Origin of the sequence: Escherichia sp. XD33 (assembly GCF_019375075.1) — a bacterium.
GTDB lineage: Bacteria > Pseudomonadota > Gammaproteobacteria > Enterobacterales > Enterobacteriaceae > Enterobacter > Enterobacter flexneri_A.
The window spans coordinates 104,382-119,787 of the sequence record NZ_JAENDM010000011.1 but is presented as its reverse complement, the minus strand read 5'-3'; the positions used below and the strand labels follow the sequence as shown (position 1 = coordinate 119,787).

Genomic DNA, 15,406 nt, shown 5'->3' with positions numbered 1-15,406 from the left:
TGGGACAGTATCCCTGACAGCCTACAAAACGCAATTGAAGAACGCGAGGCATCGTCTTAACGAGGCACCGAGGCGTCGCATTCTTCAGATGGTTCAACCCTTAAGTTAGCGCTTATGGGAGCAATCCCCGCATATCCGGTTGTCAGGTCAGGATGGTAAGGCACCTGCTTTACACTTTCGCCCGTGGTCAGTGATGGCTGCGGGCGAATCGTACCAGATGTTGTCAATTAATCGTGTTGGCACAGCGTTATGACTATCTTTTCTTTTATCTGCCAGTGCACAGCAAACATCTCATTCTCACGATGAATGATGACCTGCTGTTTATTCCAGCTAATTATCTGATAGTCCAGAAAACCTGCATCAGTTTGGATCTCACTTGCCTTAAATGCGCTCTCTTTGGCGGAAAATGCCAGTGTCAGCGCCAGAGAAAAGGCTAAACCGCAGTCTGCGAGTCGCTCGTGTTCTGCTGGTGTAATAATGTTGTCTGTCAATTCGGTCGCTGTTTGCGCAGAAAAAATTTCTTCGATATCAACGCCAATCGGTTGACGGGAAACCACGGCCAATGCCGTAGCCCCGCAGTGGCTAATACTGCCGTATACCTCCGCAGGCCACACCGGTTGGCGTAGCTCGCCGATTGCGGGCACACATTTATAGCCATATTCCCGCAAAGCATAAACAGCAGCGATCCGTCCGGCTAAATGCTCTGTTTTACGTTTACGTCCAGCGTGTTGCAGTTGTGCGTAGTGCGGCAGCCAGAGTAAATCCTGCTCACAAAAATTCGCCGGATCGAACTCAACAAAATGCAGCGTATGTCCGGCAAAGGGGAGGGAGGTATGCGTAGTTTTCATATCGACCATATTCGAGACTGATGACAAACGCAAAACTGCCTGATGCGCTACGCTTATCAGGCCTACATGGTCCTGCAATATATTGAATTGGCAAGATTTTTGTAGGCCGGATAAGGCGTTCACGCCGCATCCGGCATGAACGACGCGCACTTTGTCAACAATCTGACGTTAGCATCAGAAGTGAGTGTTTACGCTCATATACCACGTACGTCCCGGCTCGTTATAGGTATACGCCCCGGCACCGGCGATATAGTTGGCCCCTGCCAAATCGCCCGTGGTCTGGGCATTACCCGCACGCCACAAACGTTTGTCGAACAGATTGTCCACGCCGCCGGTCAGACTGACATTCTTCGTCACATCCCAGGTCGCGCTCAGGCCAACAATGCTGTAAGGACTAATTTCTTTGGTTTCCGGTCCAACCGCTGGCTGACCTTTATAGTTGTACTTCTTCGGCTGCTGCTTGCCGTACCAGGTGAAGGTCGTTTGCATCGACAAATCTTCCCGTGCCTGCCAGCTCAGCGTTGAGTTCAACGTATACTCCGGGATGATCGACAAACGGTCGCCCGTGGTTTTGTTTTCACTCTTCAGCATATAAGTGATGTTATTGGTCCACATCACCGTTTCGCTAACCGGTACGTTTAACGATCCTTCCAGACCTTCAACCACCGCTTTCGGCACGTTATCCCACTGATAGAGATCGGTGCCGACTGCGTTTTGCCCTACAGCCACATAGCCCGCTTCAATCTTATTGCGATAATCGTTACGGAACCAGGTGACGCCCGCCAGCCAGCCGTCGCGTTTGAACTCCAGACCAATCTCTTTGTTGATGCTGGTTTCTGCTTTCAGGTCATCGTTACCTTGCAGATAGCAGCCGCCCGCGCTGGCATAGCAACCCTGACCTTTACTGTAGAGAATGTAGTTCGGGTTAGTCTGGTACAGGCTCGGCGCTTTATAAGCACGGGCGATGCCCATTTTCAGCGTGAAGTCATCGCCTAAACCTTGCGATATGTTCAGCGCCGGGCTCCAGTTATTGCCGACAATACTGTGATGATCGAAACGCAGCCCCGGCGTTACGATGGTGCTGTCAGTCAGCTCCATGTTGTTTTCGGCAAACAGCGAGAAAATTTCTGCTTTTGAATACGGGCTACGGTCGGTGGCACTCACGCCATCAATAGCGCCACCGGTATTCGTTCCGGTCAGTGCCTGGGTGTTGGAACTTAAGTCCTTCATCCGTTGCTGATTCCACTCCGTACCCAGCGTCAGCGTCTGGTTAACGAGGAAATCAATCGGCAGGTTAACTTCGCTATGCAGCATCACGTCATCAAGATCGATATCGACGAAATCCTGTGTCGCTTTTTCGTTAAATTTCCCTTCGGTACCGCCCGCCAGACCTTCCGGAATACGCGAGTTACGGGTGTGTTCGTACTGCACCCAGTTGCTGGTGGTCACGCCGTTATCCCAGCCACCGTTCCAGGTCAGCGCGTAGTTCTGGCGATACAGACGGTTGGTTTCATCGCCATATTTCGAGCGGGTATAGGAATCGGAGTTGGTATTCTGGGTGTCGCCCGCATACAGGTTACCCTGGCGGCTGTAACCTGCTTCCAGTTCCAGCGATTGCAATGGCGCGAAATCCCAGCGCACCACGCCATTAATATCTTTGTTGATTACCCCTTCGCGCCCGGCTGGTAACGTCGTGGCATACGTTCCGGCACGCGCGGACTGATGGCCCTGGTTGATATCCCACGCGTCAGCCTGGGTTTTGTCGAGGTTGCCATACAAACGGAAGCTGAATTCGTCGCCCAGCGGACCGGTCAGGCTAAAGTTAGTGCGTTTGGTGGCACCTTCCTCTTTATGTTCTGGCGCATTGAAATATGCGTCCCAGGAGCCGTGCCACTCGCCGCTGCCTTTTTTGGTAATGATGTTAACCACGCCGCCCGCCGCGCCGTTGCCATAACGCGCAGCTGCCGGACCACGCAGAACTTCAATACGTTCAATCATTTCAGGTGGCACCCAGGAAGTATCACCACGGGTATCGCGCTCGCCACGCCAGCCCTGACGCACCGAGTTACGGCTGCTTACCGGCTTGCCGTCAATCAAAATCAGCGTGTTTTCCGGACCCATACCGCGAATATCAATCTGTCGGTTATTCCCACGCTGACCACTGGTGGAGTTACCGGTCAGGTTAACGCCTGGCATGGTACGGATGATCTCCGACACATCGCGGGCAACCGGGTTTTTGCGGATTTCATCTGCGGTGATGGTCGAAACGCCAGGCGCCTGTAAGTTCTGCTCGGCGGCGGTAACGACAATAGTATCGTCATGTGAAACAGGAGTATCGGTCGACTCTTGTGCCTGCGCTACCCCATAAATCCCCAGATTGACCAACAAGGCCAGGGAATGAATCTTCTTGTTCATTGTTTTATTCCTGCATTTTTGCCACGAATTGCAACTGTCGGGCATGGTCGTCATCAACACGACGCATCCCGCTACCGCGAAAACCTTTGATCCTGAAAGACACGCAGTGCAGTTGGTTAATTAATGTCCGCGCTTCCCACGGCGCGCCATTACGCTATTGCAAATGCAAATAGTTATCAATAATATTATCAATATATTTCTGCAATCAATGAAAAATTGCACAGTAAACATGGGGTTATGGTGTGACGGCGTTAAAAGTAGGAAGTGAGAGCTGGTGGCAGTCGAAACATGGCCCGGAATGGCAGCGTCTGAATGACGAAATGTTTGAGGTCACTTTCTGGTGGCGTGATCCCCAAGGTTCTGAAGAATACTCGACGATAAAGCGCGTATGGGTCTACATCACTGGTGTGACCGATCACCATCAGAACAGCCAGCCCCAGTCGATGCAGCGAATTGCAGGCACTAACGTCTGGCAGTGGACGACACAACTCAATGCCAACTGGCGCGGCAGCTACTGCTTTATTCCCACCGAACGCGATGACATTTTTTCTGTACCATCCCCCGATCGCCTCGAATTGCGCGAAGGCTGGCGAAAACTATTACCCCAGGCGATAGCCGATCCGCTGAACCTACAAAGCTGGAAAGGCGGGCGAGGGCACGCTGTTTCTGCACTCGAAATGCCGCAAGCGCCTCTGCAACCGGGATGGGATTGTCCGCAAGCGCCAGAAATACCTGCCAAAGAAATTATCTGGAAAAGTGAACGGTTGAAAAAGTCACGGCGTGTATGGATTTTTACCACCGGCGATGCAACAGCAGAAGAACGCCCGCTGGCAGTTTTGCTCGATGGCGAATTTTGGGCGCAAAGTATGCCCGTCTGGCCAGTGCTGACTTCGCTGACCCATCGTCAGCAACTTCCTCCCGCCGTGTATGTGTTGATCGACGCTATCGACACCACGCACCGCGCCCACGAACTGCCGTGTAATGCGGATTTCTGGCTCGCAGTACAGCAAGAGTTATTACCCCTGGTGAAAGCTATTGCCCCTTTTAGCGATCGTGCCGATCGCACCGTGGTTGCCGGGCAGAGTTTTGGTGGGCTTTCCGCGCTGTATGCCGGACTGCACTGGCCTGAACGCTTTGGCTGTGTATTAAGCCAGTCAGGATCGTACTGGTGGCCGCATCGGGGCGGGCAGCAAGAGGGCGTGTTACTTGAAAAGCTAAAAGCTGGTGAAGTTAGCGCCGAAGGTCTGCGCATTGTGCTGGAAGCGGGTATTCGCGAGCCGATGATCATGCGGGCCAATCAGGCGCTGTATGCGCAATTACACCCCATAAAAGAATCCATTTTCTGGCGTCAGGTTGACGGCGGACATGATGCGCTTTGTTGGCGCGGTGGCTTGATGCAGGGGCTAATCGACCTCTGGCAACCACTTTTCCATGACAGGAGTTGAATATGGCATTCAGTAATCCCTTCGATGATCCGCAGGGAGCGTTTTACATATTGCGCAATGGGCAGGGGCAATTCAGTCTGTGGCCGCAACAATGCGTCTTACCGGCAGGCTGGGACATTGTGTGTCAGCCGCAGTCACAGGCGTCCTGCCAGCAGTGGCTGGAAGCCCACTGGCGTACTCTGACACCGACGAATTTTACCCAGTTGCAGGAGGCACAATGAGCCAGCATTTACCTTTGGTCGCCGCACAGCCCGGCATCTGGATGGCAGAAAAACTGTCAGAATTACCCTCCGCCTGGAGCGTGGCGCATTACGGTGAGTTAACCGGAGAGGTTGATTCGCCATTACTGGCCCGCGCGGTGGTTGCCGGACTAGCGCAAGCAGATACGCTGCGGATGCGTTTTACGGAAGATAACGGCGAAGTCTGGCAGTGGGTCGATGATGCGCTGACGTTCGAACTGCCAGAAATTATCGACCTACGAACCAACATTGATCCGCACGGTACTGCGCAGGCATTAATGCAGGCGGATTTGCAACAAGATCTGCGCGTCGATAGCGGTAAACCACTGGTCTTTCATCAGCTGATACAGGTGGCGGATAACCGCTGGTACTGGTATCAGCGTTATCACCATTTGCTGGTCGATGGCTTTAGTTTCCCGGCCATTACCCGCCAGATCGCCAATATTTACTGCACATGGCTGCGTGGCGAACCAACGCCTGCTTCGCCATTTACGCCTTTCGCTGATGTAGTGGAAGAGTACCAGCAATACCGCGAAAGCGAAGCCTGGCAGCGTGATGCGGCATTCTGGGCAGAACAGCGTCGTCAACTGCCGCCGCCCGCGTCACTTTCTCCGGCACCTTTACCGGGGCGCAGCGCCTCGGCAGATATTCTGCGCCTGAAACTGGAATTTACCGACGGGGAATTCCGCCAGCTGGCTACGCAACTTTCAGGTGTGCAGCGTACCGATTTAGCCCTTGCGCTGGCAGCCTTGTGGCTGGGGCGATTGTGCAATCGTATGGACTACGCCGCCGGATTTATCTTTATGCGTCGACTGGGCTCGGCGGCGCTGACGGCTACCGGACCCGTGCTCAACGTTTTGCCGTTGGGTATTCACATTGCGGCGCAAGAAACGCTGCCGGAACTGGCAACCCGACTGGCAGCACAACTGAAAAAAATGCGTCGTCATCAACGTTACGATGCCGAACAAATTGTCCGTGACAGCGGGCGAGCGGCAGGTGATGAACCGCTGTTTGGTCCGGTACTCAATATCAAGGTATTTGATTACCAACTGGATATTCCTGATGTTCAGGCGCAAACCCATACCCTGGCAACCGGTCCGGTTAATGACCTTGAACTGGCCCTGTTCCCGGATGTACACGGTGATTTGAGTATTGAGATCCTCGCCAATAAACAGCGTTACGATGAGCCAACGTTAATCCAGCATGCTGAACGCCTGAAAATGCTGATTGCCCAGTTCGCCGCGGATCCGGCGCTGTTGTGCGGCGATGTCGATATTATGCTGCCAGGTGAGTATGCGCAGCTGGCGCAGCTCAACGCCACTCAGGTTGAGATTCCAGAAACCACGCTTAGCGCGCTGGTGGCAGAACAAGCGGCAAAAACACCGGATGCTCCGGCGCTGGCAGATGCGCGTTACCTGTTCAGCTATCGGGAAATGCGCGAGCAGGTGGTGGCGCTGGCGAATCTGCTGCGTGAGCGCGGCGTTAAACCAGGGGACAGCGTGGCGGTGGCACTACCGCGCTCGGTCTTTTTGACCCTGGCACTCCATGCGATAGTTGAAGCTGGAGCGGCCTGGCTACCGCTGGATACCGGCTATCCGGACGATCGCCTGAAAATGATGCTGGAAGATGCGCGTCCGTCGCTGTTAATTACCACCGACGATCAACTGCCGCGCTTTAGCGATGTTCCCAATTTAACAAGCCTTTGCTATAACGCCCCGCTTACACCGCAGGGCAGTGCGCCGCTGCAACTTTCACAACCGCATCACACGGCTTATATCATCTTTACCTCTGGCTCCACCGGCAGGCCGAAAGGGGTAATGGTCGGGCAGACGGCTATCGTCAACCGCCTGCTTTGGATGCAAAATCATTATCCGCTTACAGGCGAAGATGTCGTTGCCCAAAAAACGCCGTGCAGTTTTGATGTCTCGGTGTGGGAGTTTTTCTGGCCGTTTATCGCAGGGGCAAAACTGGTGATGGCTGAACCGGAAGCGCACCGCGACCCGCTCGCTATGCAGCAATTCTTTGCCGAATATGGCGTAACGACCACGCACTTTGTGCCGTCGATGCTGGCGGCATTTGTTGCCTCGCTGACGCCGCAAACCGCTCGCCAGAGTTGCGCGACGTTGAAACAGGTTTTCTGTAGTGGTGAGGCCTTACCGGCTGATTTATGCCGCGAATGGCAACAGTTAACTGGCGCGCCGTTGCATAATCTATATGGCCCGACGGAAGCGGCGGTAGATGTCAGCTGGTATCCGGCTTTTGGCGAGGAACTGGCACAGGTGCGCGGCAGCAGTGTGCCGATTGGTTATCCGGTATGGAATACGGGTCTGCGTATTCTTGATGCGATGATGCATCCGGTGCCGCCGGGTGTGGCGGGTGATCTCTATCTCACTGGCATTCAACTGGCGCAGGGCTATCTCGGACGCCCCGATCTGACCGCCAGCCGCTTTATTGCCGATCCTTTTGCCCCAGGTGAACGGATGTACCGTACCGGAGACGTTGCCCGCTGGCTGGATAACGGCGCGGTGGAGTACCTCGGGCGCAGTGATGATCAGCTAAAAATTCGCGGGCAGCGTATCGAACTGGGCGAAATCGATCGCGTGATGCAGGCGCTGCCGGATGTCGAACAAGCCGTTACCCACGCCTGTGTGATTAACCAGGCGGCTGCCACCGGTGGTGATGCGCGTCAATTGGTGGGCTATCTGGTGTCGCAATCGGGCCTGCCGTTGGATACCAGCGCATTGCAGGCGCAGCTTCGTGAAACATTGCCACCACATATGGTACCGGTGGTTCTGCTGCAACTTCCACAGTTACCACTTAGCGCCAACGGCAAGCTGGATCGCAAAGCCTTACCGTTGCCTGAACTGAAGGCACAAGCGCCAGGGCGTGCGCCGAAAGCGGGCAGTGAAACGATTATCGCCGCGGCATTCTCGTCGTTGCTGGGGTGTGACGTGCAGGATGCCGATGCTGATTTCTTCGCGCTTGGCGGTCATTCGCTACTGGCAATGAAACTGGCAGCGCAGTTAAGTCGGCAGGTTGCCCGCCAGGTGACGCCGGGGCAAGTGATGGTCGCGTCAACTGTCGCCAAACTGGCAACGATTATTGATGCTGAAGAAGACAGCACCCGGCGTATGGGATTCGAAACCATTCTGCCGTTGCGTGAAGGTAATGGCCCGACGCTGTTTTGTTTCCATCCTGCGTCCGGTTTTGCCTGGCAGTTCAGCGTGCTCTCGCGTTATCTCGATCCACAATGGTCGATTATCGGCATTCAGTCACCGCGCCCCAATGGTCCCATGCAGACGGCGGCAAACCTGGATGAAGTCTGCGAAGCGCATCTGGCAACGTTACTTGAACAACAACCGCATGGCCCTTATTACCTGCTGGGGTATTCCCTTGGCGGTACGCTGGCGCAGGGTATTGCGGCGCGACTGCGTGCCCGTGGCGAACAGGTGGCATTTCTTGGCTTGCTGGATACCTGGCCGCCAGAAACGCAAAACTGGCAGGAAAAAGAAGCTAATGGTCTGGACCCGGAAGTGCTGGCGGAGATTAACCGCGAACGCGAGGCCTTCCTGGCAGCACAGCAGGGAAGTACTTCAACGGAGTTGTTTACCACCATTGAAGGCAACTACGCTGATGCTGTGCGCCTGCTGACGACTGCTCATAGCGTACCGTTTGACGGTAAAGCGACGCTGTTTGTTGCTGAACGCACACTTCAGGAAGGTATGAGTCCCGAACGCGCCTGGTCGCCGTGGATAGCGGAGCTGGATATCTATCGTCAGGATTGTGCGCATGTGGATATTATCTCTCCAGGGACGTTTGAAAAAATTGGGCCGATTATTCGCGCAACGCTAAACAGGTAAATTAATATTATTTATAAACCCATAATTACAGAAAATAATTATGGGTTTTTTATTTGTTTGATTTATAGGTTTGATGAATATTTCTCTTAAATAGAGTGAATGTTGCATTCAGTGGAAGGAATTTACAAACTTCAGCTTCGGATAATTATCACCAACTGGTAAAGTGAGCGCCGTGGAGATTTCCCCCTATTGGACTCATTTTCAGGTTATACCCCATGTCATCACTGAATATTAAACAGGGAAGTGACGCTCATTTTCCCGATTATCCTCTGGCGTCGCCCAGTAATAATGAAATTGATTTACTTAATCTAATCTCAGTTTTATGGCGGGCCAAAAAAACGGTCATGGCGGTCGTTTTTGCGTTTGCCTGCGCAGGCTTGCTGATCTCTTTCATCCTGCCGCAAAAATGGACCAGCGCGGCGGTTGTCACGCCTCCAGAACCTGTTCAGTGGCAAGAGTTGGAGAAATCATTCACTAAGCTTCGTGTGCTGGATCTGGATATCAAAATTGATCGTACAGAAGCATTTAACCTGTTTATCAAGAAGTTTCAGTCGGTTAGCTTGCTGGAAGAGTACCTGCGTTCATCACCTTATGTGATGGACCAATTAAAAGAGGCGAAAATCGACGAACTGGATTTGCATCGCGCAATTGTCGCATTGAGCGAAAAAATGAAAGCGGTTGATGACAATGCCAGTAAGAAAAAAGATGAACCGTCACTGTATACCTCCTGGACGCTAAGTTTTACCGCGCCAACCAGTGAAGAGGCGCAGACCGTTTTGAGCGGGTATATCGATTATATCTCTACGTTGGTGGTGAAAGAGTCGCTAGAAAACGTCCGTAATAAACTGGAGATCAAAACCCAGTTTGAAAAAGAAAAACTGGCTCAGGATCGCATTAAAACGAAAAATCAACTTGATGCAAACATTCAGCGCCTCAATTATTCACTCGACATTGCCAACGCGGCAGGAATTAAAAAGCCCGTTTACAGTAATGGTCAGGCCGTTAAAGATGACCCCGATTTTTCTATTTCTCTCGGTGCAGACGGTATTGAACGCAAACTGGAAATAGAAAAAGCGGTCACTGACGTTGCGGAACTGAACGGTGAATTACGTAATCGGCAGTATCTTGTCGAGCAATTAACAAAAGCACATGTCAACGATGTGAATTTTACGCCGTTTAAATATCAGTTAAGCCCGTCATTGCCAGTGAAAAAAGACGGTCCGGGTAAGGCGATTATTGTGATCCTTTCCGCGTTGATCGGCGGGATGGTGGCTTGTGGTGGCGTGCTGTTGCGCTATGCGATGGCATCCAGAAAACAGGATGCCATGATGGCAGACCACTTAGTTTAACTATTTGCGGTTGAAGGTGCCGTTCGTCCGAGCGGCACCACAAGCGGCGTTCCGGCAACTGGATCGTCAATGATCATGCAGCGCAGACCATAAATGCGCTCAATCAGTTCAGCAGTGACAATCTCCTTCGGCGCTCCCTGAGCAACAATTTTCCCTTCCCGCAATGCAATCAAATGGCTGGCGTAACGACAGGCCTGATTAAGATCGTGCAGCACCGCCGCCAGGGTATAGCCTTTTTCGCGGTTCAGTTCGCTTAACAACTCCAGCAAATCAATCTGATGACTGATATCCAGCCAGGTCGTGGGTTCGTCGAGCAGCATAATTGCCGTTTCCTGGGCCAGCACCATCGCGATCCACGCTCGCTGGCGTTGTCCGCCAGAAAGGGTATCCACGCTTTGATCTGCCAGATGAGTTATTCCCGTGGCCTGCATTGCTTTCGTTACCGCTTCTTCATCCTCTTTGCGCCAGCGGGTAAACAGCGGTTGATGCGGATAACGTCCACGCGCCACCAGCTCCTGCACGGTGATATCGCCCGGCGTGGTAGCATTTTGCGCCAACAGACCAATCCGGCGTGCAACCTCTTTACTGGCGTAATGTTGAATGTGCTCGCCATCCAGCCAGACATGCCCATGAGCAGGCGTCATCAGGCGGCTTAAGGTACGCAGTAACGTGGATTTACCGCAGCCATTTGGCCCGATAATTGCCGTGAAGTGACCATCAGGTATTTCTACAGTCAGATTTTCCGCAACGGTATATTTGCCATATCCCAGGGTTAACTGTTCGCCGCGCAAACGGGCTACTGATTCGGTCATTTTTTGCGAGACTCCTGAATTAACAAGACGATAAGGTAAATACCGCCGAGGCTGACGGTAACGACGCCAACCGGAAGTTGATACGGCATAAACAGTTGTTGGGCGCAGAGATCGGCCGCCAGCAGTAACAGCGCCCCGCATAGCGCCGCCTGGGTTAGCCCCCAGCGAGCGGTGCCGCTAATGCGTCGGGCAATGTGCGGTGCGACTAAAGCAATAAAGGAAATCGGCCCGGCAAGCGCTGTTGCCGCAGCGGTAAGCACCACTGCAACCAGCATCATTAACAGACGCGAACGTTCGACGCTGACGCCCAGCGCACACGCGGTATCATCGCCCATTTCCAGCAAGCGCATCCGGCGTACCAGTAAGGCGGCGGCAATGAGCATCAATATAATGATGGGTGCGGAAGGCGAGGTTTTTGCCCACGTCAGGCCGTTGAGCGATCCGGCATTCCACAAACCTGCTGTTAGCGCCGTTTCTAAAGACGCTTTCAGCAACAGCCAGGTATTAAAGGCCACCAGCATGGCGCGAACGCCGATACCGATAATAATCAACCGAAAGGTGTCGATGCCGTTGCGCCAGGCGAGCAGCCAGACCAGCAGCGAAGTGACAATGCCGCCCACCATTGCTGACAGCGCGATAGCCGTCAGGTCCTGACCAAACAGCACCATCGCCACCAGCACGCCGCTCCACGCCCCGGTGTTAAAGCCCATTACGTCAGGGCTGCCGAGCGGGTTACGCATCAGCGACTGAAAAATCGCGCCACTGACGCCCAGTGCTGCGCCAATCAACAGCGCCATCAGCACGCGTGGTAAACGCCATTCGGTGACCACCATCGTCATACTGCGCGGCGCATCGCCCATCAGCGCGGCGAATACCTGCGAGGTTTCCAGCGTGACGGCACCGCTGCGTAATCCCCAGATACCTGCAACCACACAGGCGGAAACCAGCAGCAAACAGGTGATGAGTAATCGGCGAGAGACGTAAATCATGCACCACCTCGCGTTTTACGTCGCACGAGGAAGATCAGCACCGGTGCACCAATAAACGCACTGACCACAGAAACGCGCAGTTCGCCGGGCACAATCACCCGCCCGATGATATCGGCAAACAGCAGCAGGGCAGGGGTAGCAAGTAGCGTGACGGGCAGCGACCAGCGATGATCGGCACCCACCAGCCAACGCGCCATATGCGGCATCATCAGGCCAATAAAGGCAATCGGGCCAACTATTGCCGTCGCACTACCACAAAGCACGGTAATCGCCAGCAGACCAATCAACTGTGTGCGCGCCACGCGACTGCCCAGCGCCGTCGCGGTGTCGCTGCCGAGGCTCAAACTGTTCAGCGCGCGACTCAGTAATAGCGCAGTTGCTCCGGCGATCAGCACCGGGATCAGCACCACTTTTAAGGTATGTAGATTGCGAATATCCAGCGAACCGGCTTGCCAGAAACGCAACTGATCGTAGACGTCAGGATTAAGCAGGGCGATGCCGCTGGTCAGTCCTTCCAGCACCGCCGCCAGCGCCACGCCCGCCAGGGTTAAACGCACCGGACTTAACTGCCCGCCGCCCTGACTGCCGGTAAAGGCAACAATCAATGAGGCCACCAGCGCCCCGGCGAAGGCCATCGCCAGTTGTTCCTGCGCGGAAGAGTAACCAAACAGCGCCGCACCCAGCACAATGGCAAAGCTGGCTCCGGCGTTCACGCCAAGCAAGCCGGGGTCGGCAAGTGGGTTTCGGGTGAGGGTTTGCATTAACGCCCCGGCAAGGCCAAGCGCGCCGCCTGCCAGTAAACCGGCAAGGGTACGCGGCAGCCGCGCGTCGAGCACGATGGTGCAGTCGGCGCTCTGGCAGGTGCCGGAGAAGGCCTCCAGCACTACGGAAGCGGGGAGTGATTTTGCCCCAATGAGCAGGCTTAATGCCGTCGCGATAATCAGTAATAACAGCAATCCGGGCACGGCAATGGCGCGTGTCACGGCAACAGAACCAGACATACGAACTTCCATGATAATGAAATTAATTATCGTTATCGATCTTATTTGGATATGTTAGCATGTGCAGCCTAAGAATAGGTATTTAAAATATTTGATGGCAAGGCATTGTAATGAATAAACAATCCTGGCTGCTTAACCTCAGCCTGTTGAAAACGCACCCGGCGTTTCGCGCAGTATTCCTCGCTCGTTTCATCTCAATTGTGTCTCTGGGTTTGCTCGGCGTCGCGGTGCCGGTGCAGATCCAGATGATGACACATTCCACCTGGCAGGTGGGGCTTTCGGTGACGCTGACCGGCGGCGCGATGTTTGTTGGCCTGATGGTCGGCGGTGTGCTGGCGGATCGCTATGAGCGCAAAAAAGTGATTTTGCTGGCGCGCGGCACCTGTGGCATTGGCTTCATTGGACTGTGCCTTAATGCACTGCTGCCGGAGCCGTCATTGCTGGCAATCTATTTACTTGGTTTATGGGATGGTTTTTTCGCATCGCTTGGCGTTACGGCGCTATTGGCGGCGACACCAGCACTGGTAGGGCGTGAAAACTTAATGCAGGCCGGGGCGATCACCATGTTGACCGTGCGTCTGGGGTCGGTGATTTCGCCCATGATTGGCGGTTTATTGCTGGCGACCGGTGGCGTAGCCTGGAACTACGGGCTGGCGGCGGCGGGCACGTTTATTACCTTGCTACCGTTGTTAAGCCTTCCGGCGTTGCCACCGCCACCGCAGCCGCGTGAGCATCCGTTGAAATCATTACTGGCAGGATTTCGTTTTCTGCTTGCCAGCCCGCTGGTGGGCGGGATTGCGCTGCTGGGTGGTTTATTGACGATGGCGAGCGCGGTGCGGGTACTGTATCCGGCGCTGGCTGACAACTGGCAGATGTCAGCGGCACAGATTGGTTTTCTCTACGCGGCGATCCCGCTCGGCGCGGCTATTGGTGCGTTAACCAGCGGGAAGCTGGCACATAGTGCGCGACCAGGGTTATTGATGCTGCTCTCCACGCTGGGATCGTTCCTCGCCATTGGTCTGTTTGGCCTGATGCCGATGTGGATTTTAGGCGTGGTTTGTCTGGCGCTGTTCGGCTGGTTGAGTGCGGTCAGCTCGTTGCTGCAATACACAATGCTGCAAACGCAAACCCCGGAAGCGATGTTAGGGCGGATTAACGGTTTGTGGACGGCGCAGAACGTGACGGGCGATGCCATAGGCGCGGCGCTGCTGGGTGGTTTGGGCGCGATGATGACACCGGTTGCTTCCGCAAGCGCGAGCGGTTTTGGTTTGTTGATTATCGGCGTGTTGTTATTGCTGGTGCTGGTGGAGTTGCGACATTTTCGCCAGACGCCGCCGCAGGTGACAGCGTCCGACAGTTAATGCTTAAAACAGCGCCTTAAGCCTATCCAGCACTTGCATGGCGCTGTAGTAATCCAGACGGAACGTCTCGGTTCCCAGCGCATAAACCTGCTTGTTTTGTACTGCAGGCAGGTGCGCGAGCAGCGGATTAGCATAAATAGCATCGGCATCTTTCTGATCACCGGCGAACAGGAATAGTGACTCGCCATTTAACCCTGCAGCCAGATTTTCCCCACCAAGCTGAATGATGTCATGGCGTTTACCCTGACTTTGGCTCGCATTTAACCCTGCGGGTAACTTCGCCAGCGTAAAGCCGAGTTGTTCCAGCATCTGCCCTTGTGCTGATTCTGGCGTCCAGAGATTGGCACTGTGTGCAGCGGCAGTATAGACAATGGCAGTGACCGGCTGCGGCGGTAATTTGATTTGCTCTTTCGCCGCCGCCAGTTGCTTATCAAACTGCGCAATCCGCTCTGCCGCTTGTTTCTCATGCCCGGTAATTTCGCCAAGTTGCGTTAACAGCGACTGCCAGCTTTTGTCGTCGTAATTGATGATTAATGTCGGGGCGATGGTGGAAAGCTGATCATACAGTGCCAGCGCCGAATCCCCGCCGGTTGCGCTAATTAAAATCAGATCCGGCATTTGCGCGGCAACGGCTTCGGCGCTCGGTTCGCCGATATAGAGCCGTTGCAGTTTGCGTTCTTTCGCCACCTTGCTCCACTGGCGTAAAAAGCCCTGGTCATCCGCGACGCGGTTATTCGGCGTGGTCGCGCCGCTGGCGATCACCGGAGCATCAATCGCCAGCAGTGAGCCGGTCAGGGTGACGCTGGTGGAAACAATACGCTGCGGCTGGCTTTCCAGTGTATGTGTGCCACGGCTGTCAGTAATCTGACGCGGCCAGTCAGCGGCCTGAACTGCGGCTATTCCTGAAAGCAAAAGTCCTGTTAATAGAAGGGCGTTGCGGTAGAGCGGGGCGAGTCTCACAAATCAGCTTCCTGTTATTAATAAGGTTAAGGGCGTAATGACAAATTCGACAAAGCGCACAATCCGTCCCCTCGCCCCTTTGGGGAGAGGGTTAGGGTGAGGGGAACAGCCAGCACTGGTGCGAACA

At 54.3% G+C, this 15,406-nt stretch carries 11 protein-coding genes; 5 read left to right on the top strand and 6 right to left on the bottom strand.

Translation table 11 applies throughout. From position 1 onward, the window contains the following. Positions 1-227: 227 nt before the first annotated feature. Together entD and fepA are read right to left on the bottom strand one after the other, a co-directional pair. Positions 228-848, bottom strand: coding sequence for an enterobactin synthase subunit EntD (gene entD, locus K0778_RS09320; RefSeq protein WP_001506608.1), 621 nt, complete (start codon positions 846-848; stop codon positions 228-230). A 174-nt stretch (positions 849-1,022) separates the two neighbouring features. Further along, entirely contained in the window at positions 1,023-3,263 is a 2,241-nt protein-coding gene (fepA, locus tag K0778_RS09315) for a siderophore enterobactin receptor FepA (protein WP_063084767.1), read from the bottom strand. A gap of 242 nt (positions 3,264-3,505) precedes the next feature. On the opposite strand from fepA, the gene fes reads away from it, so the two are divergent. The 4 genes from fes (at position 3,506) to wzz(fepE) (ending at position 10,156) form a co-directional block, all read left to right on the top strand. After that, a complete protein-coding gene (gene fes / locus K0778_RS09310) occupies positions 3,506-4,708 on the top strand; it encodes an enterochelin esterase (RefSeq protein WP_000125843.1) in 1,203 nt (400 codons plus the stop codon). A gap of 2 nt (positions 4,709-4,710) precedes the next feature. Then, complete coding sequence (gene ybdZ, locus K0778_RS09305) at positions 4,711-4,929, top strand: enterobactin biosynthesis protein YbdZ (protein WP_000885801.1); 219 nt, start codon at positions 4,711-4,713, stop codon at positions 4,927-4,929. Next, complete coding sequence (gene entF / locus K0778_RS09300) at positions 4,926-8,807, top strand: enterobactin non-ribosomal peptide synthetase EntF (protein WP_063084766.1); 3,882 nt, start codon at positions 4,926-4,928, stop codon at positions 8,805-8,807. Before ybdZ ends, entF begins: the two co-directional genes overlap by 4 nt. Positions 8,808-9,022: 215 nt before the next feature. Continuing rightward, positions 9,023-10,156 (top strand): LPS O-antigen length regulator Wzz(fepE), encoded by a 1,134-nt coding sequence (gene wzz(fepE) / locus K0778_RS09295; RefSeq protein WP_000096692.1) that lies wholly within the window; start codon positions 9,023-9,025, stop codon positions 10,154-10,156. Here the strand turns inward: wzz(fepE) and fepC are convergent. The 3 genes from fepC to fepD are packed head-to-tail and all read right to left on the bottom strand — an operon-like array spanning position 10,153 to position 12,958. Next, positions 10,153-10,968, bottom strand: coding sequence for an iron-enterobactin ABC transporter ATP-binding protein (gene fepC, locus K0778_RS09290; protein ID WP_000140647.1), 816 nt, complete (start codon positions 10,966-10,968; stop codon positions 10,153-10,155). The two genes, wzz(fepE) and fepC, sit on opposite strands and share 4 nt — an antisense overlap. Further along, positions 10,965-11,957: an iron-enterobactin ABC transporter permease gene (gene fepG / locus K0778_RS09285; RefSeq protein WP_000640988.1), complete on the bottom strand. Its 993-nt coding sequence runs from the start codon at positions 11,955-11,957 to the stop codon at positions 10,965-10,967. The genes fepC and fepG overlap by 4 nt, the downstream gene beginning before the upstream one ends. After that, entirely contained in the window at positions 11,954-12,958 is a 1,005-nt protein-coding gene (gene fepD, locus K0778_RS09280; RefSeq protein WP_000016947.1) for a Fe(3+)-siderophore ABC transporter permease, read from the bottom strand. The genes fepG and fepD overlap by 4 nt, the downstream gene beginning before the upstream one ends. Positions 12,959-13,068: 110 nt before the next feature. Here fepD and entS point away from each other — a divergent pair, with 110 nt between their 5' ends. Continuing rightward, a complete protein-coding gene (entS, locus tag K0778_RS09275; protein ID WP_001041786.1) occupies positions 13,069-14,319 on the top strand; it encodes an enterobactin transporter EntS in 1,251 nt (416 codons plus the stop codon). A gap of 3 nt (positions 14,320-14,322) precedes the next feature. Here entS and fepB read toward each other — a convergent pair whose 3' ends face one another. Further along, positions 14,323-15,279, bottom strand: a complete 957-nt coding sequence (gene fepB / locus K0778_RS09270) for a Fe2+-enterobactin ABC transporter substrate-binding protein (protein ID WP_001234311.1) — start codon at positions 15,277-15,279, stop codon at positions 14,323-14,325. Positions 15,280-15,406: the final 127 nt, after the last annotated feature.

Bases quoted from the DNA above. Each gene is read 5' to 3' on its own strand.
- entD (WP_001506608.1), bottom strand. From the start codon at position 848: ATGAAAACTACGCATACCTCCCTCCCCTTTGCCGGACATACGCTGCAT.
- fepA (WP_063084767.1), bottom strand. From the start codon at position 3,263: ATGAACAAGAAGATTCATTCCCTGGCCTTGTTGGTCAATCTGGGGATT.
- ybdZ (WP_000885801.1), top strand. From the start codon at position 4,711: ATGGCATTCAGTAATCCCTTCGATGATCCGCAGGGAGCGTTTTACATA.
- entF (WP_063084766.1), top strand. From the start codon at position 4,926: ATGAGCCAGCATTTACCTTTGGTCGCCGCACAGCCCGGCATCTGGATG.
- fepC (WP_000140647.1), bottom strand. From the start codon at position 10,968: ATGACCGAATCAGTAGCCCGTTTGCGCGGCGAACAGTTAACCCTGGGA.
- fepG (WP_000640988.1), bottom strand. From the start codon at position 11,957: ATGATTTACGTCTCTCGCCGATTACTCATCACCTGTTTGCTGCTGGTT.
- fepD (WP_000016947.1), bottom strand. From the start codon at position 12,958: ATGTCTGGTTCTGTTGCCGTGACACGCGCCATTGCCGTGCCCGGATTG.
- entS (WP_001041786.1), top strand. From the start codon at position 13,069: ATGAATAAACAATCCTGGCTGCTTAACCTCAGCCTGTTGAAAACGCAC.